This is a genomic window from Vibrio sp. qd031 (genome assembly GCF_002100145.1).
In the GTDB taxonomy this organism is placed as follows: domain Bacteria; phylum Pseudomonadota; class Gammaproteobacteria; order Enterobacterales; family Vibrionaceae; genus Vibrio.
Genome location: NZ_JXQD01000025.1, coordinates 832,044 through 855,683 on the forward strand (window position 1 = coordinate 832,044; position 23,640 = coordinate 855,683).

A 23,640-nucleotide genomic window follows, 5' to 3' on the forward strand; every position below is an offset into this window, starting at 1 on the left:
GCCTCCGATAAAAAAAAGCCCCGTATAAACGGGGCGTTATTATTTACTCTTTTGACTCGCAATTCAAATTTAATAGCACTAACTCGCGCATTGCGACCGAGAATTTTGCAAATTCATGTGTAGAACCGACTTTAAACTCATCCAAAGTGCTCATCCAACGTGCTACTGGCTCTGAATTCGACGCAATCCAACATTCGATGACTTGCGCTACATCGTCAAAATTATCGATGCATTGACTGCGCAATACCTGGCTCGATAATTGTCTCTGTTGCCAATCTAAGTCTTCTCTAAACGCTGCCCTTGCGAGCGCTTGCCAATTATTGTCGACCACCTTACTGTTGATCTGATTTAAGAACCAGTGAAGTGACAATCGATCACCCAATGTAAAGTAGAGTTTGGCTGCCACTTCTATTGAGTGACCACATTCCTTAGCGACGATTGAAATATCAAAGCTACTGTATAACGATGACAAGCGAGAAACGAAATGAGCAATATCGGCAGTGACACCTTGCTGTTGCCAATTCTCGGCAACTTGCTCGTGCTCATTCACCTCAGTCTCAACTAAGAACCGATCTAGATTGATAACAATTTTATCGACATCGGCTTGGTATTGCTCAATAATTTCGACGACGGACAATTTGTGCGAACGATTTCGCAATAACCACTTAGATAATCGGCGCAACACACTGCGAATGGTAAACAGCAGCTCATATTGAACCTCTGTAGAAATCACATTATCTAATCGGCGAATCTTCTCAATCCAATGTCCCATGCCAAAAACATGCCTAGCCGCAGCATAAGCGTTGGCAATGTCGACAACTTTAGCACCTGTCTCTTCTTGCAGGCGCGCAACAAAATTACATCCCATCTCATTGACAATTTGATTCGCCAGTGCGGTTGCGACAATCTCTGCTCGTAACGGGTGCGCCAACATGTTACGCTGTAACTCCTGGGTGCGTAACTTAGTGGGGAAATAGTTGGTCAATAGCGCCGCATGGTACTCATCAGCTGCAACTTCATCACACGCCAACTGTTCTTTTAGCCCCATCTTGCCATACGCGACCAATACTGACAGCTCTGGTCGAGACAAACCGATATCAGACTTTTCTCTCTCTGCGAATTCTTCGTCGTCAGGTAAATATTCCAATTGGCGATCCAATTGCCCTGACTTTTCTAGTTGATGCACGAATCTAAGTTGTTCTTTCACACCCGATGCGCCCAAGGTATCACTAATAGAGATCGACTCAGATTGGCAATAAGCATGCTCGAGCACAATTTGGCCGACTTCTTCTTCCATTTCTTCAAGTAAATGGTTGCGCTGTTTCATTGTCATGTCACCAGCCGCAACTACACTGTTTAGCAGCACCTTTATATTCACTTCGTTATCTGAGCTGTCTACACCACCAACATTATCGACAAAATCAGTGTTTACGCGCCCCCCAGTTAATGCGTACTCTATTCGCCCAAGTTGCGTAAGTCCTAAATTACCGCCCTCACCGACAACTTTAGCTCTGAGCTCTCTACCATTTATCCGCAGTGCATCATTGGCCCGATCCCCAACTTCCGAATCAGTCTCTGTGGACGCTTTCACGTAAGTACCGATCCCACCATTCCAAAGGAGATCAACCTCCATTTTTAGAATCATTTGGATCAATTCGTTTGGAGACGCTTTGGTTTTGTCTGTGCCTAACATTTGCTGGATCTCTACAGAGAGCGGGATCGATTTTGCTCTTCGAGAGAAGATCCCACCACCCGTCGAGATCAACGCTTGATCGTAATCTTCCCACGACGATCGTGGCAATTTGAATAAACGATCACGCTCGATCCAACTGCTGGCAGAGTCCGGATTTGGATCGATAAAAATATGCATGTGGTTAAACGCCGCCTGCAGACGAATGTGTTTCGATAGCAACATGCCATTGCCAAATACATCCCCCGCCATATCACCAATACCCATAACGGTAAAGTCGGTGGTTTGGCAGTTAATGCCAAGTTCTCTAAAGTGACGTTTTACCGACTCCCACGCGCCTTTGGCTGTGATCCCCATGGCTTTGTGGTCATAACCATTTGATCCTCCAGAGGCAAACGCATCACCTAACCAAAAATTGTATTCTTCAGATACTGAGTTCGCGAGATCCGAAAATGTTGCTGTACCTTTATCGGCGGCAACCACGAAATAAGCATCATCTTCATCATGACGAACCACATTGGTTGGAGGTGTTAATTCTCCTTGGACAAAATTATCACTAAGATCCAGTAGGCCTCGGATGAATTGCTTATAGCAGCGCTGCCCTTCAGCAAATACCTCATCACGAGTTTTAAATTTGTGCTGATGTTTACACACAAATCCGCCTTTAGCTCCTACTGGCACTATCACTGTATTTTTTACTTGCTGCGCTTTTACTAAGCCCAACACTTCTGTTCTAAAGTCTTCTTGTCTGTCCGACCAACGCAAACCACCCCGCGCTACTTTACCGCCTCGTAGATGCACACCTTCAATGTCTGGCGAATACACAAAAATTTCAAATGCGGGAACAGGTTTCGGTATCTCTGGGATCTCATTAGGTAATAACTTGAGAGATAGAGAGGCTTTTGGTTGCCCATTGAGAGTCTGGTAATAATTAGTTCGAACTGTTGCAAGCATCATTTCACAATAGCGGCGTATGATTCTGTCATCATCCAAACTTTCGACTTCATTAAGCGCCGTATCGATCTGCTCTATGATCTGCTGCTGCTTGTTTTCTCGTTGACCGACATTTGGATCAAAGCGGGCATGGAACAACTCGACCAGCATATGCGCTATATCAGTATGACTTACTAATGTTTCTTCTATATAGCTTTGGCTAAAAGGGAAACCCACTTGTCTCATGTAACGAGCGTACGCGCGTAAAATGGTAACTTCTCTCGCATTAAGATCCGCACCGAGTACGAGTTGATTGAACCCATCATTTTCCAGTTGCCCGTTCCAAATGGCCGCGAAAGCTTGTTGAAAACGATCTCTTGATTGCTCAAGATCAATGGCAGTATCAAACTTATGCAGCATCGAAAAATCCAAGATCCAGCTTGTTTCTCCATTGCCTCGCTCGATCTCGTAAGGAGACTCACCGATCACACGCAATCCTAAGTTTTCCAACATCGGCATCACGTCAGAAAGGTGCAATGGTTCATTCAAATTGTACAGTTTCAAACGAACGGCGTTCGAGCTACTGCGCTCTTCTTGTAATCGATAGAAAAGCATGCCCAAACGTTGATCATTGCTGAGTGCTTCAAGTTTTTGAATATCAGCGATTGCCGAACCGGGTAGCATCGCTTCTTTGTACGAACGTGGGAAGGCATGCATGTATTCTTTAGACAATGCCAATCCGTCATTTTCGCCGTAGGTTGCAACAATACTTTCTTTGAGACGATCGTCCCAACTCGAAGAGGCTTCCATCAAGTTCTGTTCAATCAATTTTACGTCCACATCCATGCTGTTATCGTCAACACGCACAATGTAGTGCGTGCGCGCAAGAGGGCTTTCCGAGAAGTAAGTCGTAAACTCTACCGTTTTTTGTGTGCCAAAATAACGACTTAACACTTTTTGAGTTTGCTTGCGCAACTCTGTGTTGTAGCGATCTTTGGTCACATACACCATACAACTGAGGAATCGTCCAAACGGGTCTTTACGTACAAACACTCGAATTAAATCGCGATCTTGCATTTGCACCACGCCCATTCCAGTGTCTAACAACTCTTTTTCTTTGGCTTGAAGTAGCTCATCACGCGGGTAGTTTTCTAGAATATTATTTAACGCTTTGTAAGAATACGATCCCACTAAATACCCGCTAGACTCAAGGATCCTAGAGACTTTTTCTTTAACCAGAGGAATATTTGCCACGCTTTGGTTGTACACCGCAGACGTATACAGCCCAGTAAATCGATGCTCTCCGATCACCTTACCCTTATCATCAAAGATCTTAATTCCGATATAATCGGTGTAAGCCGGTCGATGGATCCGCGAGGGTTTATTACCTTTGGTTAAGATCAGCAAGTAAGGTTTGCGAGCTTCGCTTCGTGCGGCTGCCGAAAACTCAGACAGCTTGACCGCTCTTACTCGTTTAGGCTCACTAAATAACCCTAATCCATTTTCCTCTGTTGGCGTCAACGCCGTTTCATCTGACTCTTTTAAAAGTCGAAACTCTTTGTACCCCATAAAGGTAAAATTATGATCGCTTAACCAGCGCAGAAAGCTCACCGTCTCGGCGACATGTTGATTGTCTATATTGACGTTTTCGGTATAAGTCTCAACTTCGGTGATCACCTCTTGCAAACGATCGGCCATCGGCTGCCAATCTCGAACAACGAGATCAGTATCAGCGATAATTTCATTCAACTCTTGCTCTAACGCTTGCATTGACTGTTTGTCATTCATTTTGTCGACTTCTATATGAAAAATCGAATGCTTAAATCCTTGCGAGGTTTTGTCGATGTCAGTTATTGCACCCTCTTCGTATTGAATAACCGTTGGGCCATGAAGCATAAGGTGCGAGGTAATGTCTAAACGTGCCAAACACATTTTGATAGAGTCGACCAAAAACGGTTGGTCAGGCATAACAATTTCAACAATGGTGTGGGTAGACTTCCAACCGTGGTGTGCCACCGTTGGATTAAATACTTTTACAGAAGGCTGTGCATTGGGTGTATCTGACAGATGTTTCCATATACTGACTATGGCACCGTACAGATCGGATTCGTTACGCTGTAACAAATCGTCGTGTGAAATATTACTAAATAGATGCTTTGCGAGCTTTAAGACGAGCGGACTCTGGTCATCATCGATTTTTGTTTCGATTAGATGATAAACTTTTTCAAGTAGGACAGGAACTAGGGTTTCACGTGCAGGCATATTACGCTCCACTAAATCTTTATCTTTTATTGTAGGCAAATCAACACAATGTCGATAGCAATATTGTAATGGGTTTATTGCCTAAAGGTTAGATTTTTGTGGGGTGTTAATAGGTGAATATTTGGGAATGTGACCGAGGTGCTAAATATCTATCTTTGTACTGAAGGTTCTATAGCCTTTCTAACCGAACAAACTTATTGTTGTGGTCAATAATAAGGCGAAAGCGTCCAAACACGCCGTTAGGAAGTAAAAAAGGTTGTAATCGCATCACTGGAATTTGCACGCGACTTCCCTCGTCCGTTAGAACGATCACATGTTTTACACTGCCGGAGTACGCCAGTTTAAATTCTTGCGGAGTGAGGCTGATTGAAAAGTGAAACTGTTTCATTATTAACGCGTGTTTAACCATTTAAAAAAGTAAGAGGAGCAGTCACTCCCCTTACCCACTCTTATACCAACGCAATGACCTGATCATTCTTGCTGGTTGAAATCACTGATAACAGTGTTAAAGATCTTGTTGGTAGAGCAACTATCTACGGCAATCTTTGCCCTGTTCTCAGCGATTTTTCCGTCGCAAATTTCTGACCAGTAAACTTCTTCGATTGGTATGAGTCCAGCCCAGAATTATGCCAGTGCACTGGTGACTTTTTCAAACAAGTCTGCCGCTAAACCATCCATGCTACGAAGTTTTTCAAGTTCACGTTTCATCAATTGTTGGCGCGTAGCATCAAAGCGTTTGAATTTAAGCAACGGATCGATCAGTCGAGACGCAACTTGCGGGTTGATAGTATTCATTTGCGCGATGATCTCACCTGCAAATTGATAACCGGAACCATCGATTGCATGAAAGTTAACAGGGTTTGCATTGAAAAAACTGCTCATCAAACTTCGAGTGCGGTTAGGGTTTTTTAAGCTAAACGCACTGTGCGTCATAGCGTGCTTGATTCCTTCTAACGCCGTCGAACTTGGATTAGAACCTTGCAGCATAAACCACTTATCCATGACCAAACCATCGTGGGACCATTCAGAACTAAACTGTTCCATTAAGCCTTGTCGCACTGGCAATGACGCACTGTTAGCGCAATATAGTGCAGCGGTTTTGTCAGTCATGTTGTTCGCATTTTCATAATGTGCCTTCACAGTCTCTCCATACTTTGGCAAATACGCTAGGTAACTTAGACTTAGATTTCGCAGCGCACGTTTACCAATACTCGGATGAGAAATATCGTAATTGTGCTGCACCAAACTGTGGTACGTGGCGCTGAATTCATCTTCTAGCTCAGTGGCCAACTGCACTTTTATGCTTTTTAGCACAGAGGCAATAGCATCAACATTGACCGTCTCAAACCATCCAGACACTTCATTGTGTGATGGAATTGTGAGTACCTCGCTAATAAATGCAGGATCTAGATCTGGGTTGAGCAAGATGCCTCGAAATGCATCAAGCACGTCCTGACTTAAGGCAAATTCTGCTTGCTTAGCATAAGCCTCTACACCTAACTTAATGTATTTTGCCAGCAACATCTGCCCTGCATCCCACTTTGCAAACGCGTTTGTCGCGTGATTCAGCAAGGTAACGAGTTGCGCATCGGAATAATCATAGTCCAGTTTAACCGGCGCAGAAAATTCACGAAGCAGTGAAGGGATCGGCGCTTCATCGATATTTTCAAAGACGAAGGATTGAGACTCTTCAGTAACATTGAGAACATTGTCCACCTCCTGGCCATTTATCACCATTGGTATGATCTCACCAGTCGATGAGTAAAGCTCAACATCAAATGGGATGTGTAATGGACGTTTGGTTTGCTGATCTTGAGTCGACGGCGTCGTTTGACTCACCGTAAGCGTAAAGCTTTTTGATTGCTCATCAAAGCGACTGGTAACCGAAAGTTGCGGTGTCCCACTCTGACTATACCAAAGACTAAACTGAGACAAATCTACGCCAGATGCATCTTGCATCGCTGCAACAAAATCGTCGCACGTCGCCGCAGTACCATCATGACGTTCGAAGTAAAGTTTGATCCCTTTTTGGAAACGAGCCTCACCCAACAACGTATGCATCATACGGATCACTTCACTGCCTTTCTCATACACCGTTAGGGTGTAAAAGTTATTCATCTCAATCACTTTTTCAGGGCGAATTGGATGTGACATTGGGCTAGCATCTTCAGCAAATTGCGGTCCACGCATGGTGCGAACATTCGAAATACGATTAACTGCGCGAGAGCCAAGATCAGATGAGAACTCTTGATCACGAAATACTGTTAAACCTTCTTTTAAACTTAGTTGGAACCAGTCGCGACACGTCACGCGGTTACCCGTCCAGTTGTGGAAATATTCGTGACCAATAACGCGTTCGATGTCGAGGTAATCGGCGTCGGTGGCGGTATGGTTATTCGCGAGCACAAATTTGGAGTTAAAGACGTTTAGCCCTTTGTTTTCCATCGCCCCCATATTAAAGAAGTCGACGGCAACAATCATGTAAATGTCGAGGTCATATTCCAAATCAAATCGTTCTTCATCCCATTTCATTGAGTTTTTCAAAGACAGCATGGCATGAGGTGTACGATCCAAATTGCCTTTATCCACAAATATTTCTAGGTCAACTTTACGACCAGAGCGGGTAACAAAAACGTCTCGATCCACATCAAAATCTCCGGCGACAAGCGCAAACAGATAACTTGGTTTTGGATGCGGGTCGTTCCACTTAACCCAGTGGCGACCATTGTCTAAATCACCAGCGTCAATTTTGTTACCATTGCTGAGTAAGTAGGGGTACGCTTTTTTGTCAGCTTCAATGGTTGTAGTGTAAATGGCCAATACGTCCGGTCGGTCAAGGAAATAGGTAATTCGGCGAAAACCTTCGGCTTCACATTGAGTGCAGTAAGCACCCTCAGATTTATACAACCCTTCCAACGCGGTATTACTCACAGGGTCTATTTCTGTTTCAATGGTAAGCGTGAACTCTTTAGGGAGGGAAAAAATGTCTAGACCGCCTTCCTTGTTCTCAAAATCAGAATGCTCAACATCGTTCACGAGCAATTTGACTAAATTAAGCTGCTCACCAACCAATGACAAAGTATTACTTTCACCATTTTGGGTAACCGTTGAGGTAGCAATAACGCGAGTCTGCGCTTCATTTAAATTAAAGTAGAGATCGGTTTTTTGAATTAGATGTGATGGCGCTTGGTAATCTTTGCGGTACTTCGCTTGCGGTTTGTTTTCGTTTGACTGAGTGGTCATTCTGTTTCCTAAACACTTGTTTCCATACAATACCCTTATTGATAAGGGCAATCTGTTATAAATTCAACCTTTAACAACAAAAAAGCGAGGCATAGCCACCGCCATACCTCGCATTCTGTCTGTAAATCAATCAGTTGTTAAAATATCATGTCATTTCACTCTATTTAGTACCGCAAACATGTCACTCTCTTCACCCTCTAAAGTCAGCTGGTCATCTTCAAGGGTAAAGGTTGATTCATGCTCACCATTTTCGTAGAGCAAAATCAGTTGATCGTTTTCAATGTAGTAAACACCATGGTGTACAGATTGAGCACCATTATCATTACTCGAACGGAACAAGAAAACAAAATCGGGTTGTAGAACCAAATCCATTTTTGACACATTGCTCGCCAAAATATCGTCTCCGGACAAGCTTTCGCTGGTCCAAATGCCCGCCATTTCTTTGTTCAGCAATTTGTAGAAGGTAATTCCATTCAGCAACAGTCTGTTGTGACTGATCTTATACTCGTAATATTGAGGAATATCAGTGTTTAGCCCAAGAACAATGGCTTCATCCCCGACACTATAGCTGCCCGACCACTGGTCTACACTATAATCGCGCTTTTGAATCTGAATTAAGAAATCGAAATTGGAAGTAAATGAAAGTCGAATGGTTCTAAAATCGTCATTTCCGTTTTCTACGTTAGGGTTTAGCAAATACCAATCCCCCAGCAAAAAGGGGTAATCGAACGTATTACGGTTTTTTTCTGCAGCGCTAGTAAAAGATACCAGTGTCAGAACGATGGTTATAAAAAACGCATTAAAGGCCCTATGCATAGATCCCCCTCACCCGATTTACTGTAATTAGTTTGGTTGATATATACGTGTTTCGCAATTTTTTGGATCAATATCACACTTTGGGGTTATCAAAAACATGTGATTTACGTAGCAGCACTTTTTTAATTTTTAGCCTTATCTGCATTGGCAAGCACTCATAGATACCTAGTGAATAAACAATAAAAAACCCTTAACCTAAGTTAAGGGTTTAATTCAATCCGTCATTTTACAATGATAGTTACAGTTTAATCATGTCTAACATTATGTTTACGGTTTCATCTAAATATGGATCTGGCGCTTCATAGTCATCGGGTACGTCGTCGAGCGAGTCAAAAGGCTCTTGCTTTTCTAATACACGGCGTTGATTGATGCGTTTCAATCTGAGATTTTCTTCACCATCATCTTCGGCATTTCGTGCCTCCAGATTTAAAGAAAGAACATTGTTCTCTTTCTTGGTCTTGTAATCTTCTATATCTTCAGCGATAAACTGAAATTCCAAATCATCCGCTATACGCGCTTGGTGTTGCGAGGTCAACGATATGATTTGCTGAGAACGATCTGCAAGCACTTGATATTTTGCAGCATCAATCTGATCCCAAGGCAATGCATTGTCTTCTACGCTTTCACCTGTTTCAGCAGGATCGATCGCTGTCGGATAAGCAATATCAGGAACAACACCTCTATTTTGAGTACTTCCACCGTCAATCCGATAGAATTTTTGAATAGTGTATTGCACGTACCCTAATTCTTTGTCAAATAAATCATAGATGTGATTCAAAGAACGATGCTGCTGAACCGTACCCTTACCAAAACTATTTTCACCTACAACAATTGCTCGTCCGTAATCTTGAAGCGCAGCCGCAAAAATTTCAGAGGCTGAAGCACTGTATCGATTAACAAGAATCGTTAATGGCCCGTCATAACTAATGGTATTGCCATTGTCGGCATTCACCGTTACTCGTCCATAACTATCTCGAACTTGAACAATAGGTCCTTGGGTAATAAATAGACCTGACAGCGCAGTGGCTTCTGACAATGCCCCGCCACCATTGTTACGTAGATCAACAATAATACCGTCTACATTATCATTCTTCAGTTCGCTGATTAGCGCATCGGTATCTTTAGCTAAGCCGACATAAAAACTTGGTACTTCTAAAACACCAAACTTTTTACCCTCTTTTTCAATGACTTCCGATTTTACAGCTCGATCTTCTAAACGGATCTTGTCACGGACAATAGTGACAGTGTGACTTTTTGCATCATTACCTTCAGGTAAAATTTGCAGGTTAACTTTGGTGCCCTTAGGCCCTTTAATTAACGCTACCACATCGTCAAGTCGCCAACCAATGACATCCACAACGTTTTTGCCATCTTGGCCAACGCCGATGATTCTATCACCTTCGTTAAGCGCTTTACTGTTAGACGCTGGACCACCAGCAACCAATGAACGAATGACGGTGTAATCGTCAGTCATTTGTAAAACTGCACCAATACCTTCCAGCGACAAATTCATCTCGGCCTGGAAAGTTTCAGCATTACGTGGCGATAAGTAACTCGTATGTGGATCCACTTCACGGGCAAAGGCATTCATGTACAACTGAAAAGCATCTTCGCTTTGAGACTGAGTCAAACGTTTCATAGCGTTGTTATAGCGCTTGGTTAGAACATCCTTAATCTCTTCCCACTCTTTACCCGCCAGAGCCAAATTCAACGCGTCATACTTGACTCGTTTTTGCCATAACTCATCCAGTTCGGCTTGACTGGATGGCCATGACGCTTCAGAGCGATCCAATTCAATCGTCTCATCGCCATCAAAAGTGATCTCGTCATCTAACAACGCTAATGCGTACTGGAAGCGTTCAAAGCGTTTCTGCATCGACAAGTTGTAGATATCGAAAGCGACTTTGTTAGTGCCACTTTTTAACTCGTCATCAAGCGTCGTCGATTGTTCTGCAAACGACTCAATGTCAACCTCAGTAAAGATACTGCGATTGTAGTCGAGCATATCGATGTAACGATTGAAAATTCGAATAGAAAATTCGTCATCGAGACTAAAATGCTTGTAATGAGAACGAGTAAACCTTGAGGTGACACGTTTGGCCGCAGTCTGATGTTGTACTTCTGGTGAAAGGATCGGAAGGTCTGACTTTGACAGCTCAGACTCAACCGCATAACTACTCGCAGCCAAACACAAACTGGCTGCGATCATAGTACGCTTAAAACGAATTTTCATCAGTGAGAATTACTCCGCTAGGCGCGTAAATGCTCCGTTTTTACAACCATTTGAAGGCCGTTGTTTAACTGAACACGTACGTCATCCTTGTTGACTTCTACGATTGTCGCTGGCATATCACCTTTGCCCATGTTCACATGAACGGTTTTACCAGCAACAACATCCTTTTGTTCCATTGGTGCACGAGTCACTTCTGGCTTTTTCTCTTGCTTAGGCTTGTTCTTACGTGGTTTGTTCTTTTTTGGTTCAGCGTTCGCAGTACGATTTTCTTGTTTCGCCTTAACCGCTTTCTCTTTGCGGCGTTCAACAACTCGAGCCTTGCTTTCTGCTAGAGCTTTTTTCGCATGTTCTACGTGCTCTTCTTCAAGTACACCACTGTCGTTGCCATCTAGGTCAACACGAATGGCTCCTGCTTTAACGCCGTGTAGGTAGCGCCAAGAAGACGTGTATTTGCGAAGCGCCTGACGAAGTTGGGTCTTGCTTACTTTTGGATCATTATCCAATCGCTCAGCAAGGTCTTGAAAAATACCAATTTTTAAAGGTTTCGCTTCACCCTCTAAAGAAAAGCATTTAGGGAAGCATTCAGCAACATAAGCGATAACTTCGTTGGTAGTTTTCAATTTATCTGTGTTTTCCATTTTGGATCCTGGTAACTCTCGTTGCGCATTTTTATTTAAAATCTGGGCTGTATTATAGAGAGAAAGGAATCAAAAACCACCGTCATCAGTGTGTTTAAGTAGAATTAATTACACTTCTCTTGAAAAACACCTTAGATGTTGGACAAAGTTTCACCAACTCGAGTAATAAAGTGATGTAGACCTTGTTCGTCATCTGCAGTAAAGCGATTGTAATTTGGCGAGTCTATATCGAGTACACCGATACACACTCCATTGACCCATAGCGGCAGTACTATTTCTGAATTACTTGCAGCATCACAGGCGATGTGCCCTTCAAATTGATGGACATCCTCAATACGTTGAATACTTTGCGTGGCAAATGCCGTACCGCAAACCCCCTTACCGGGCTCAATTCTTACGCACGCTGGTTTGCCTTGGAATGGTCCCAGCACTAATTGTTTACTGCTCTCTTCAAACAGGTAGAAACCCACCCAATTGATGTCGGCAAGAGCCATATCCAAAATAGCTGACAGGTTGGATAGGTTAGCGATTAAATTGGTTTCGCCTTCTGTAAGTGCGACCGCTTGTGCCGTAATACTGTTATAATCAGGTCTTTCCATGATGACTTTAATTCTCTTACATCTGCTTGATTTAATAATTGTTTTGTTGCAATTTTTGACAAATAGGTTCGCACCAATGTCAAAGCACTATACACTGAGAGTGTAATAATCACTATCTGGGTACTAATGAGTGAGTTTTCAAGCCTCTACATCATTGAAATCGCAAACTCGAGTTTGCCAGCACTGCGATCTCCCAGTGGAATGGTTGTCACTGCCTGAACAAGAGAGTGCTTATTGCCCGCGCTGCAATACTCAGCTTTATCGAGGAAAGTCAATTAATGTTGCAGGAAACCTTCCTCTTGCGATTGCCTGCGCAGTGCTATTCTACCCTGCTCTTTTCGAACCTTTTTTATCCATTCGATTAATAGGTGAATGGATCACGGCTAGTTTATGGGGAGGCGTCGCTGCGCTTTATCACGATGGTTTTACAAGCCTGGCGTTATTTGTAGGGCTAACCACCATAATGACTCCAGCTGTTGTTCTTATTGCCACCTTTGTGGCTGAGTGGGCTATTCGCTATAGAAGCAGGCGTTGGTTGAAACGTAGCTTAACCGCCATTCAATGGTTTAAGCATTGGATGATGTTGGATGTATTTTTAATCTCAATAGCCATTTCGGCCTTCAAACTTCAAGATTACTCTGATCTCTATTTTCGCCATGGACTCTTATTTCTCGCCCTTTTGCAGATTCTTATACTACTGCTCATTACACGCTTAAGCAGCCGGCGATATTGGGAAGTGTTTGAAACGCGACATGCCGACTTTTCACACGAGCACAGTAGCGTCACTGTAAGCGAGCACAGTAACGAAGAAATCCTAGTTGATTGTCCACATTGCCACTTAACCCAAACAGCGCACGGGCATTGTGAGCGATGTGAAAGTCTCATTAAGCCCAGTAACGACTATAAAATGGTCCGCAACACCTGGGGATTCTTGCTTATCGCTACTGTCGCAATTGTGCCAGCGAATCTCATCCCCATTTCGATTCTCTTTACTAACGGGCAGCGTCTTGAAGATACGATCTTGTCAGGAATAGCCTCACTCATTGAGAATGATATGTCAGGTATTGCAGCTATTATTTTTATCGCCAGTATTATTGTGCCGATTTTTAAGATCATCGGCATTGCTTATATATTGTTAGCCATTCAGTTTGATCGACAACGATTTCATCGACAACGAATGACTATTTACTTTGCCGTTAAATGGATTGGCAAGTGGTCTATGATGGACATTCTAGTGATCGCCATCATGCTAACATTGGTCGACCGTGGACAAATTCTTAACTTCATACCTGGTTTAGGCGCTATTGCTTTTGCCGTTGTGGTGTTTTTTACTATGCTGGCAACCGAATCTCTCAAGCCCAATCTCATTTGGCGTAATATCAATGAAAAGGTGAATCAATGACCACTCCTGCCAACCACTCTCCCGCGAAACCTACGCTTCGTAAAGACCGTGGTATGTCACCGGTATGGATAATTCCAGCACTGACACTCATCCTTGCAGGTTGGTTTGTGACTAAAGCCATACAAGAGGCTGGCCAACAGGTACAAATCTATTTTGCAGATGCCCAAGGTCTGATTGCGGGCCGCACCGCGATTCGTTATCAAGGCCTAGAGATAGGGATGGTCCGCGACATTAATCTTGCAGACGATCTGAGCCAGATCTATGTCGATGCTGATATTTACCCCGAAGCAACTAAATTGCTCGGTGAGGATACTCAATTTTGGTTAGTGAAGCCTTCGGCGTCGATTTCGGGTGTGACTGGCTTAGATGCCCTTGTCTCGGGTAATTACATATCCATTTTGCCCAGTAGTGAGCCCGAAAAACGAAAAGAGTATGTCTATACCGCACTGAGTGAACGTCCTAGCGACGCATTATTAAAGCAAGGTTTGCCTATTGAACTGGTGTCAAGGGATTTAGGCTCGATCAATATTGGATCTAAAATACTGTACAAAAAAATCCCTATTGGCGAAGTATACAACTATGAGCTGGATAGACAGTCCAAAGACATTCATATAGATGCGGTCATTTACCCACGCTATCAAAACCTCATTAATCAAAATAGTCGATTCTGGAATGTCAGTGGTATTCGAACATCATTTGGCCTAAATGGTGTCGATATTAAAATGGAGTCTCTATCTGCACTGATCAGTGGTGCCATTGCCGTCGATCTACCAGAAGAAGGGGACGCCATAGATGCAAAGCACAGCTTCCAGTTATATCCTGATGTAGAAACAGCCGGTCGAGGAATATCGATTACCATCGCCCTACCTGAGTCTCACGGAATCGCCAACAATGGCGCATCTCTGCTGTTCAAAGGTTTAGAGATTGGCGTGATTAATAACGTCTATTTGTCCGAAGACCGTGAGCAAATATTTGCTAAGGCCACCGTCGAACCTATGTTTGCTGATTTACTCAATACAGGCTCAAGTTGGGTAATTGAAGAAGCAAAATTGTCGGTGACCAAACTAGAAAATTTGTCCAACTTAATCAAAGGCAATCACTTGAGTTTGATTGCTGGAGAAGGTGAAAAAGCACGACGTTTTGTTGCTATAGGTCAAAATGAACTTAGCGTCCAAACCAACAACGCGCAACTCATCACTCTTATTGCGGATCAAAGCTTTGGTTTATCCAGCGGCTCCCCACTCGTCTATAAAGGCATTCAAGTTGGCGAAGTGAGCAACGTCTCATTAACCGGCAACGAAGTCGCCATCGAAGTACTGGTAGAAAAAGAGTTCTCGTCTTTAATTAAAAACGGCAATCGCTTTTACCTTAACTCGCAAATATCAGCACAATTTACCGATGGTGCTCTAAATGTAGACATACCACCCGTTCCACAATTGCTAGCGGGATCGATCGGTTTTACCAGCCAAGGCACCGCTTCGGGTAAAAATCAATTTACGCTGTATCAGAACCAGCAATTGGCAGAGCTTGCAAATTACGGCGCTATTGGCCAACAAAAAGTGCAGCTACTAAGCAGCACATTGCCTTCTGTTAGTGTCGGAAGCCCCCTTTTGTATCGCAATTTACCTGTTGGGCAGGTGAAATCGTATCAACTCACAGACCAAGGCATGGTGGTTGATCTGTTAGTCGACAAAAATTATCAACATCTCATTAAAGACACCACTGTTTTTTGGAATCATTCTGGCGTAGCCATTGATGCCTCGCTCGCGGGAGTATCAATTGAAGCCCAACCGCTTAGCAAGCTGTTGCAAGGTGCCATCGCCTTTGACAACGGACCACAAATCAGCAATAAAACCGGGCGCTATTACACGCTTTTCGACAGCTACAAGTCTGCGGTAAGTTTTGGTACAACGATCGAGTTAACCTCGGGTGTGGCGAACAATATAAACGTGGGAACGGCTATTCATTACCAAAGTGTTCAGGTCGGCGAAGTTACGCAGATGCATCCTAACTTTAATACTGGCTTAATTAGCTATACAGCACGTCTTTATCCAGAATACGCTCGCGCACTCGCTACCGCTGGCACGCGCTATACGGTAAGACAGCCACAAATAAGTTTTGAAGGGGTTAAAAACTTATCTGCGGCCATTGTGCCTGTCATTGATGTTAGTCCTGTATCGGGTGGTGCCAAGCAGTTGACGTTTGACCTTGATTACACGAGCAAGGAGCAACAATCCACGCAGTATGTTTTGCAAACGCCGCACAGAAGCTCAGTAAATATTGGCACCCCGGTCCACTTTAGAAACCTCTCTGTCGGCCAAGTCGTCGATGTTGAGCTTGGTTCGTTGTCTGACCGCATACTCATTACTGTTGAAATCTCTAATGAATTCACCTATCTGATCCGCAGTAACACCTATTTTTGGAATGAATCTGGATTGGACGTCTCTATTGGTCTCAGTGGTGCAAACATCAAAGCGGGTACAATCGACAGCATTATTAACGGTGGTATCGCATTTGCGACACCAGATGAAGCGTTGAGACCGGTTGCCAAAGAAAACAGCAGTTTTATTTTGCATCCTCAAGCCGATCCAAAATGGCTAGCGTGGCGCACCGCGATACCTAAGCCATAGCACAACGGACAATCAGCACCCACCACTTGGCCGCGCAACGTGACTAAGTGGTGGTTTGGCATCGATAAACTCAGTACACTACTGCCAATACTGCTAGATTCCTGAGATTAATTGTGCACGCTAACGTTTTTATTCCTGATGACTACATCGACCTAATTGAATCCCAACTCTCTTCTAAAGATGAACTCGATACATTTATTCAAGCTTGTCGACAACCTTTAAGAAAAAGTATTCGCGTTAACACGCTTAAAACTAGCGTTGAAGAGTTTACTCGTATTGCTAAGCAACACGACTGGACCTTAACGTCAATTCCTTGGTGTAAAGAAGGGTTCTGGATTGAGGCCGACGAGAGTGAGCGTGCGCTGGGCAATAGTATCGAGCACATGACGGGCCTGTTTTATATCCAAGAAGCCAGCTCTATGATGCCGCCGGTGGCTCTATTTAACAACCTAGTAAAGCCTACGCGAGTGCTCGACATGGCAGCCGCCCCTGGTTCTAAGTCGACTCAGCTCGCGGTATATATGAATAATCAAGGCTCTTTAGTATCTAACGAGCTGTCTGCTTCTCGAATCAAAATTTTGCACCACAATCTTGAGCGTTGCGGTGTTCTTAATCATGCAATCACTCATTTTGATGCCACGGTATTTGGCGAATATTGTTTCGAGCAGTTTGACGCTATTTTGTTGGATGCTCCGTGCTCCGGCGAAGGTGCTATTCGTAAAGATGAGCACGCAATGGCAAACTGGAGTCTCTCTTCAACCAACGATATTGCTGAGCTACAGAAACGTTTAATCGAGAGTGCCTTTTACGCGTTAAAGCCCGGTGGTAGTTTGGTGTATTCAACCTGCACACTCAATCACCTTGAAAACCAAGACGTTGTCGAACACGCACTACAAACGTTTGAATCGAGCATCCGTATAGACGATCTCACGACACTATTTGACGGTGCTAGCCGCTCTGCCACGGTAAATGGTGCGTTACACGTTTACCCGCATCATTACGACAGCGAAGGCTTCTTTGTTGCGAAGCTAACCAAAACGGACAGCGTTACGGCGCCAAAATCGAGTAAGAAACGCGGCAAGTTCCCCTTTGAACGATGCAGTAAGAAAACCGTTCTAGACACGCGCGAGCGCCTGACAACTGAGCTAAAAATAGACATAGATTTGAATCAACTGGATCTTTGGCAGCGAGACAAAGAGCTGTGGCTATTTCCCACAGAGATCGCGCCACTACTAGACTGTGTTCGCTTTCAACGAATTGGCAGTAAACTAGGAGAGCTGCACAAAAAAGGCATCAAATGGTCTGCGCAAACGGTAGTGAGCCTTGCTCAAAATAGTCACTTAACGGGCATAGAGTTAACGCCCGAAGAATTATCACAGTGGTATCAAGGACAAGATATAAGACCCAGCGAGTCCACTGTAGGGAAAGGCTCTGTATTTGTTTTGCACAATGGAAAACCCATCGGGCTTGGCAAGTGGGTTGGCAATCGTATTAAAAATGGATTGCCACGAGAACTGGTTCGAGACGGTATATCATTCTAACCAAGCCTTATAAATGGCATTCTTATCAGCCTGTACTAAAATAAAAGCAACGATTAGCGCAGGCTCTGAAAAAGAGCCATTCCCCTAAGCCCAGAACAGGATAAGTTCTGGGCTCTTTTTTGGGTAAAAAAAACACCCTGCTGAGTGCAGGGTGTTTTAATTCTTTACTAAGGTGTTACCTAAATAACATAGGTAAGATCAGCGCTTATCACTCGCTATCGGCAAGACGAATTCCATCACGTTCAATCGTGATCTTACGTGCTTTATATAATGTGCCGATGCTCTTTTTAAAGGTGCCTTTGCTAGTTCTAAATAGATCGAAAATTGCCTCTGGTGACGATTTATCACTTATAGGCAAATACCCGTCTTTTTTGTTGAGTAAATCGAGTATACGCTCACTTAACTCATCAAATTTCGCCACACCCATTTTTTGTAGCGATAGGGTTATTTTTCCATCGTCGCGTACGTCTTTAATGTATGCCGATAACGTTTTACCAATAAACAGCTTTCCAAATACATCCGATGTAAAAATCATCCCCCAGTGAGTGCCCTCTACGATGGCTTTATAGCCCAGGTCACTTTTTTCAGCGATCACTATCGACACTTTCTGATTGTTCTCGTAAGTCGCAGGCGTTTTGTCCAACAGCTTATTGAACTTGGTAGTGCCGACAATTCTGCCACTGGCTTTATCGGTGTACACATAAACGAGCACAGTTTGGCCTTCAGCAAAACGACGGCGCTGTTCACTAAACGGTATCAACAAATCTTTTGCTTTTATTCCCCAGTCGACAAACGCTCCTGTTGCGTTAACACCCACAACCTTCATCAACCCCCATTGACCGACTTGAGCAATAGGCTCTTCACAGGTTGCACAAAGTTGGTTGTCTGAATCGAAATACAACATCGCATCGACGGACTCCCCTACTTTGAGCGGAGTTTTTACCAAGTTTTTTGGTAATAACACGCTGCCGTAGTCAGCTGCATCTAAGAAATATCCAAAATCGGTTTGTCTATCAATCTTGAGGTGATTGATTTGTCCTACATTAATCATACTTGGCCACACTTACTTATTTGCGCTAAGTATACTCTGTGAGAAGGGTTTTTCGAACATAAGTTTGCAGCATTTGTTTAATGATGCTTAGTTCCCGCTCTGTGTTGCCCTTTTTTGTTGAAAAGCATTGCTTAAAAGACCAGAGATAATTGTATCTGCTGGAGCAATTGCGTAACATGGAAAGAGAGCAAAAAAGGAGATAGTCATTTGATTTCAGTCGATAAATTAGACGCATTAACACTCAAAGTTTCTCACGTCATGGAATCGGCTAAACGCTTAGACTTAGACTTTTACTTTTTCTTCCCCAGTGAAATAGGAATCAATAGCCAAGTTTTATCCGAGAATGAGCTGTACTACAGCGCCATGACCGAAAAACGAGCTTATTTCAGTGATAAGACTCACCTTCCACTGGTGCATAGCCGATTGGCTAAGCGTGGTAAGCTATCGGACAATCAATACCGTGTCAGTTTAAGCTTGTATGCTTATCAGTACGTGATTGCGCTTGACTCAGCGGTCAACGGGTTGCGCGCCTCGATTAAGTCAACTGACACCGTCACAGAAGATGAAGTGGACGAAGTTATTCACTTGTCTCTTGATATTCTCAAAAAATTACGTCGCTCCGTGCCGTATGAAGAAGCCCAAGTACGCTACTACATCAACATCGACAATTACCTCTCTTGGTACACCGAACAAAAGTTTTTAGCCTTAGTTGCGCACCTTCCCAGAGGTAAGGAATACACTCTATTGCGTGACAGACTCATTACCATTTGCGAGCGCGAACAAGCGCATCGCGTTCTAAATAAATACAATAGTAAAAAAGTCAATGAAGACGTCACTCGCTTGTCCAACAAAATGCGATTGCTTCGACGCTTGATAGAGCATCCTATTGTACTTAAAAGTAAAACCTCAACGGTTGGTAAAAACCAAAGCCGCGCTATTAAAGGCATTGCAACCGGTCTGGTCATGGTGTTTGTATCGCTGTCATTGATCGCTGCACGGGACTATTTGGGTGAAATAACCGCTTCTTTTGTGTTTGCTATGAGTGTTATTTACGCGCTGCGAGAAATCTTCAAAGACGATCTGCGTGATGTGATGTGGCGTTGGATACGTAAAGGTAAGCCTAAATGGCGTAAAGATTATATTGACCCTAGTACAAAAAAACGTGTTGGCGGAAAGCTAGAATGGCTTGACTATACTCGGTTTGAATCACTACCAGATCGAATCAAAACCATTCGTAAAACCCGAGTTTCACAGCGTGAGGAACAAGTACTGCACTACCATTCGAAAGCTGCCCTTTCGACAACACTGTTTCTCAGTGGTTATGAACAGACCCGCGAGAGCATGATGTTTAATTTACGTCCTATTACTCGTTTCATGGATAGAAACTCTAATCGAATTTATAGCCTTAATGACGGGCAGGTGAGCCGTGAGAACGTCGAAAAGCGCCACTTAATTAATCTGATCGTAAAAGAAGATCGACACGATGGCGCGCCTATCTACTCTAGATTTAAATTGATCGTGAGCCGTTCTAAAATTGTCGATATAGAAAAAATACCGTTAGATAATAAGACGTCCTAACGCGACTCACATAGACGATACAGTTATGACTTAACCTTTACCGACAACGTCAACGCGAAACGGGCCATGACTTCGTCTTTAGACAGCGTTGGGCAATAAACTAAAATCTCTACCGGTTCATTAATACGCTCTCCCGTGTCGATACTTCGGTTAAGCATGTCGTCGATTAACGCGCCATCTTTACACACGAACACAGCGTCAGCTTCAGGGCGCTTTAAAAACTCACCTTGCACCGACTTAAACGCCAGCGAGACTTTTTTGCCTAGCAGCTGCGCTTTATGCATCGCTAAAAAGCCACCGGCTACATCAGCACCAACGGCCAACGCGCCAAAATACATACTGTTAAGATGGTTTTTATTGCGACGATTAAGTGGGAGCTTCACTTGCACTTGTTCACCGTCAATGGCGAGCAAACGTGGACGTGTCATCCAAATAAGGGGGACTTTACGAAAAGCAAATAGCAATAAACCAAGATTGGCTTTAGTGAGTGGAGAAAGCATTCAGGGTTCCCTAAAAATTTTACAACTGATTAGACCAGTTATCCTACTCCACCCACAACAAGACAACAACTTTTTAACAAAGGTTTATTATTTCAATGTGTTGATCACGCCTGATATGTGTAGTTTCTTATCCGCAACTCGCTCTTTTAGTGACGGTGTCACTAAAGCGTTAGGCCCGATAAAGCAAGGTTTCCCAGCCTCTGACGCCGACAATATACAGTCATACACCAACTGTTCTAACACAGCGCTCGATTGCATTGGACTATCAAGCTGTGATGTTGCGAACGTGCTCATCCCCAACTCTTCTACGTCTACAACCACGCCGTCAACATACGAAATCAGCTTGATTAACGCCAACGCAGACGCCGCACTACTGACACTCATCAGCACCTTCAACCCAGGGATCCCGCGAGGAAGCCCATGCGCCGCCAGCGCATCAATAGCCGATGCTGCTTCGCTCATTAAGCGAACATACGGGACAACCACATTAAGTACGTACCCCTTTGCTTTAAGCGAAGTGGCGATGTTGCAACATGCGTCCCACAATGGCTCAGCATGAGGCACTGCTTTGGGGAAGACCAAGTACAACGGCTCGTCTTGACTCAGAGACGTCATTTGAGTGGTGACTTGCTCAATTTGGGTGGCTAAATCACTGGTATGCTCACTAAGCAATGTAGGAATATCGATCCAATTGCCTACACTTTCGTTTGATTCTGGTTGTACGATCGGTTTACACCAAGACTGTTGGTTGCTCAATGTCAGCTCCTTACTACATTTTCAATCTGTTACGACGAGATTACCGTATTCAGACTCGAAACCCTAGCGACAATCAACAAACATTTGTACCTATGCCTCTTGCAACAGTTAAAGTGTTTATTCCACCGGCTTTTTCCGCTATCTTATGCGCTCACAAATGAAAAAGCTTAGAACAATGCCTTTAAAAACTGATGAACTTCGCACACAGCCACTAGGTCCGATGCCAACGCCTAGTGAGCTTGTCGCTACTCACCCACTGACAAATGAAGTGGCCGAGCACATAGCGCACTCTCGCCAAACTATTGAGCAGATCCTAACGGGTCAAGACCCACGTTTGCTTGCTATTGTCGGTCCTTGTTCTATCCATGACACTGAAGCCGCAATGGAGTACGCAGCAAGCCTTAACGCGCTGCAGGAAAAGTATCGCGATCAAATCTTCATTGTGATGCGTACCTACTTCGAGAAGCCTCGGACTGTTGTGGGTTGGAAAGGTCTAATTACTGACCCAAATCTTGATGGTTCCTACGCGCTAGAAACCGGTTTAAGCAAAGCTCGAAAACTGCTGCTTGATATTAACAAGCTGGGCCTTGCAACAGCCACAGAATTTCTCGATATGATCACTGGTCAGTACATTACCGACCTAATTTCATGGGGTGCAATCGGTGCGCGTACCACAGAGTCACAAATTCACCGCGAAATGGCCTCAGCCTTGTCTTGCCCGGTTGGATTTAAAAATGGCACCAATGGTAATGTAAAAATCGCCATCGATGCTGTGCGCGCCTCTAAAGCGTCTCATTACTTTTATTCTCCAGATAAGTCTGGTCGCATGACGGTCTATCGCACCAGCGGTAACCCTTTTGGCCACGTGATTCTACGCGGTGGTGATACTGGGACGAACTTTGATAGTGAGTCGGTTTCAAACGCTTGCCAAGCGTTGGCAGAGTTTGACCTTCCTCCACGTGTCGTGGTCGACTTTAGTCACGCTAACTGCCAAAAACAGCACAATAAGCAGCTCGATGTCGCCAAAGATATTGCGCAGCAAATTCGCTCTGGTAGCACACAAATTGGTGGCATCATGGCTGAAAGCTTCATTAAAGAAGGGAATCAGCCGATGACGGACATTAACAATCTTGAATATGGAAAATCAATTACCGATCCATGTTTAAGCTGGGATAACACCGTTGCGATGCTAGATATCTTGGCGGATGCAGTAAAAAGCACTCAAAAATAGCAGGAGTTAACATGCCTTCATTTGATATTGTTTCTGAAATTGATACCGTTGAACTGAGTAACGCAGTCGATAACGCCAACCGTGAACTCTCAACTCGTTTTGACTTTCGTGGCGTTGAAGCGAGCTTTGAAAAAGTCGACGACAACGTAAAGCTTAGTGCTGAAGGCGATTTTCAGTTAAAGCAGATGCGCGACATCCTGCGCGGAAACCTCACTAAGCGCGGCGTTGACGTAAATGCGATGGAGTCTAAGGAACCATCAGCGTCTGGGAAAAGATGGAGCCAGGTTGTTGAATTTAAACAAGGTATAGACACACCAACGGCGAAAAAAGTGGTTAAAACCATCAAAGACGCAAAGATTAAAGTTCAAGCGGCTATACAAGGCGAGAAAGTACGTGTAACCGGTAAAAAGCGTGATGACCTACAGGCTACAATGGCGTTGATACGTGGTGCCGAATTAGGCCAGCCATTTCAGTTCGATAACTTTCGAGACTGATCTCTTTAATCGCTATCAATATTAAGTAAAGCCGGTCTAACGA

General features: G+C 43.9%; 16 protein-coding genes. 6 read left to right on the forward strand and 10 right to left on the reverse strand.

Translation table 11 applies throughout. The features are described from left to right. Positions 1 to 43: 43 nt before the first annotated feature. From ST37_RS15735 to ST37_RS15765, 7 genes are all read right to left on the reverse strand, one after another. Entirely contained in the window at positions 44 to 4,885 is a 4,842-nt protein-coding gene (locus ST37_RS15735) for an NAD-glutamate dehydrogenase (RefSeq protein WP_084888065.1), read from the reverse strand. Between the two features lie 169 nt (positions 4,886 to 5,054). Continuing rightward, positions 5,055 to 5,273, reverse strand: a complete 219-nt coding sequence (locus ST37_RS15740) for a DUF2835 family protein (RefSeq protein ID WP_084888160.1) — start codon at positions 5,271 to 5,273, stop codon at positions 5,055 to 5,057. Between the two features lie 236 nt (positions 5,274 to 5,509). Continuing rightward, the gene (gene pepN, locus ST37_RS15745) at positions 5,510 to 8,128 is read right to left on the reverse strand and encodes an aminopeptidase N (protein WP_084888066.1); all 2,619 of its coding nucleotides are present in this window, start codon (positions 8,126 to 8,128) and stop codon (positions 5,510 to 5,512) included. 150 nt (positions 8,129 to 8,278) lie between these two features. Then, positions 8,279 to 8,944 carry a hypothetical protein gene (locus ST37_RS15750; protein ID WP_084888068.1) on the reverse strand — a complete coding sequence of 222 codons (666 nt, stop codon included), beginning with the start codon at positions 8,942 to 8,944 and terminating at the stop codon, positions 8,279 to 8,281. Between the two features lie 238 nt (positions 8,945 to 9,182). Next, a complete protein-coding gene (gene prc, locus ST37_RS15755; protein WP_084888070.1) occupies positions 9,183 to 11,177 on the reverse strand; it encodes a carboxy terminal-processing peptidase in 1,995 nt (664 codons plus the stop codon). Positions 11,178 to 11,194: 17 nt separating this feature from the next. Further along, on the reverse strand, positions 11,195 to 11,815 hold the full coding sequence (gene proQ, locus ST37_RS15760; protein WP_084888072.1) for an RNA chaperone ProQ: 621 nt from the start codon (positions 11,813 to 11,815) through the stop codon (positions 11,195 to 11,197). Positions 11,816 to 11,946: 131 nt separating this feature from the next. Continuing rightward, positions 11,947 to 12,414 (reverse strand): GAF domain-containing protein, encoded by a 468-nt coding sequence (locus ST37_RS15765; protein ID WP_084888074.1) that lies wholly within the window; start codon positions 12,412 to 12,414, stop codon positions 11,947 to 11,949. Between the two features lie 130 nt (positions 12,415 to 12,544). On the opposite strand from ST37_RS15765, the gene ST37_RS15770 reads away from it, so the two are divergent. The 3 genes from ST37_RS15770 (at position 12,545) to rsmF (ending at position 17,987) form a co-directional block, all read left to right on the forward strand. After that, complete coding sequence (locus tag ST37_RS15770; RefSeq protein ID WP_084888075.1) at positions 12,545 to 13,816, forward strand: paraquat-inducible protein A; 1,272 nt, start codon at positions 12,545 to 12,547, stop codon at positions 13,814 to 13,816. Continuing rightward, a complete protein-coding gene (locus tag ST37_RS15775) occupies positions 13,813 to 16,446 on the forward strand; it encodes an MlaD family protein (RefSeq protein WP_084888077.1) in 2,634 nt (877 codons plus the stop codon). The genes ST37_RS15770 and ST37_RS15775 overlap by 4 nt, the downstream gene beginning before the upstream one ends. A gap of 113 nt (positions 16,447 to 16,559) precedes the next feature. Beyond that, complete coding sequence (rsmF, locus tag ST37_RS15780; protein ID WP_084888079.1) at positions 16,560 to 17,987, forward strand: 16S rRNA (cytosine(1407)-C(5))-methyltransferase RsmF; 1,428 nt, start codon at positions 16,560 to 16,562, stop codon at positions 17,985 to 17,987. 208 nt (positions 17,988 to 18,195) lie between these two features. On the opposite strand, the gene ST37_RS15785 is transcribed toward rsmF, so the two are convergent. Continuing rightward, the gene (locus tag ST37_RS15785; protein ID WP_084888080.1) at positions 18,196 to 19,038 is read right to left on the reverse strand and encodes a S1-like domain-containing RNA-binding protein; all 843 of its coding nucleotides are present in this window, start codon (positions 19,036 to 19,038) and stop codon (positions 18,196 to 18,198) included. Between the two features lie 207 nt (positions 19,039 to 19,245). On the opposite strand from ST37_RS15785, the gene ST37_RS15790 reads away from it, so the two are divergent. Beyond that, complete coding sequence (locus ST37_RS15790) at positions 19,246 to 20,616, forward strand: hypothetical protein (protein ID WP_084888082.1); 1,371 nt, start codon at positions 19,246 to 19,248, stop codon at positions 20,614 to 20,616. Positions 20,617 to 20,639: 23 nt separating this feature from the next. On the opposite strand, the gene ST37_RS15795 is transcribed toward ST37_RS15790, so the two are convergent. Both ST37_RS15795 and ST37_RS15800 read right to left on the reverse strand, forming a co-directional pair. Next, positions 20,640 to 21,116 carry a DUF4442 domain-containing protein gene (locus ST37_RS15795; protein WP_084888084.1) on the reverse strand — a complete coding sequence of 159 codons (477 nt, stop codon included), beginning with the start codon at positions 21,114 to 21,116 and terminating at the stop codon, positions 20,640 to 20,642. A gap of 87 nt (positions 21,117 to 21,203) precedes the next feature. Then, positions 21,204 to 21,872: a hypothetical protein gene (locus ST37_RS15800; RefSeq protein WP_084888086.1), complete on the reverse strand. Its 669-nt coding sequence runs from the start codon at positions 21,870 to 21,872 to the stop codon at positions 21,204 to 21,206. A 175-nt stretch (positions 21,873 to 22,047) separates the two neighbouring features. Here ST37_RS15800 and ST37_RS15805 point away from each other — a divergent pair, with 175 nt between their 5' ends. Both ST37_RS15805 and ST37_RS15810 read left to right on the forward strand, forming a co-directional pair. Continuing rightward, positions 22,048 to 23,103, forward strand: a complete 1,056-nt coding sequence (locus tag ST37_RS15805; protein WP_084888087.1) for a 3-deoxy-7-phosphoheptulonate synthase — start codon at positions 22,048 to 22,050, stop codon at positions 23,101 to 23,103. Between the two features lie 11 nt (positions 23,104 to 23,114). After that, complete coding sequence (locus tag ST37_RS15810; protein WP_084888089.1) at positions 23,115 to 23,597, forward strand: YajQ family cyclic di-GMP-binding protein; 483 nt, start codon at positions 23,115 to 23,117, stop codon at positions 23,595 to 23,597. Positions 23,598 to 23,640 lie beyond the last annotated feature (43 nt).

Excerpts from the sequence above, each read along its gene's own strand:
- ST37_RS15735 (WP_084888065.1), bottom strand. The coding sequence starts at position 4,885 with ATGCCTGCACGTGAAACCCTAGTTCCTGTCCTACTTGAAAAAGTTTAT.
- ST37_RS15740 (WP_084888160.1), bottom strand. The coding sequence starts at position 5,273 with ATGAAACAGTTTCACTTTTCAATCAGCCTCACTCCGCAAGAATTTAAA.
- pepN (WP_084888066.1), bottom strand. The coding sequence starts at position 8,128 with ATGACCACTCAGTCAAACGAAAACAAACCGCAAGCGAAGTACCGCAAA.
- ST37_RS15750 (WP_084888068.1), bottom strand. The coding sequence starts at position 8,944 with ATGCATAGGGCCTTTAATGCGTTTTTTATAACCATCGTTCTGACACTG.
- prc (WP_084888070.1), bottom strand. The coding sequence starts at position 11,177 with ATGAAAATTCGTTTTAAGCGTACTATGATCGCAGCCAGTTTGTGTTTG.
- proQ (WP_084888072.1), bottom strand. The coding sequence starts at position 11,815 with ATGGAAAACACAGATAAATTGAAAACTACCAACGAAGTTATCGCTTAT.
- ST37_RS15765 (WP_084888074.1), bottom strand. The coding sequence starts at position 12,414 with ATGGAAAGACCTGATTATAACAGTATTACGGCACAAGCGGTCGCACTT.
- ST37_RS15775 (WP_084888077.1), top strand. The coding sequence starts at position 13,813 with ATGACCACTCCTGCCAACCACTCTCCCGCGAAACCTACGCTTCGTAAA.
- ST37_RS15785 (WP_084888080.1), bottom strand. The coding sequence starts at position 19,038 with ATGATTAATGTAGGACAAATCAATCACCTCAAGATTGATAGACAAACC.
- ST37_RS15795 (WP_084888084.1), bottom strand. The coding sequence starts at position 21,116 with ATGCTTTCTCCACTCACTAAAGCCAATCTTGGTTTATTGCTATTTGCT.
- ST37_RS15805 (WP_084888087.1), top strand. The coding sequence starts at position 22,048 with ATGCCTTTAAAAACTGATGAACTTCGCACACAGCCACTAGGTCCGATG.
- ST37_RS15810 (WP_084888089.1), top strand. The coding sequence starts at position 23,115 with ATGCCTTCATTTGATATTGTTTCTGAAATTGATACCGTTGAACTGAGT.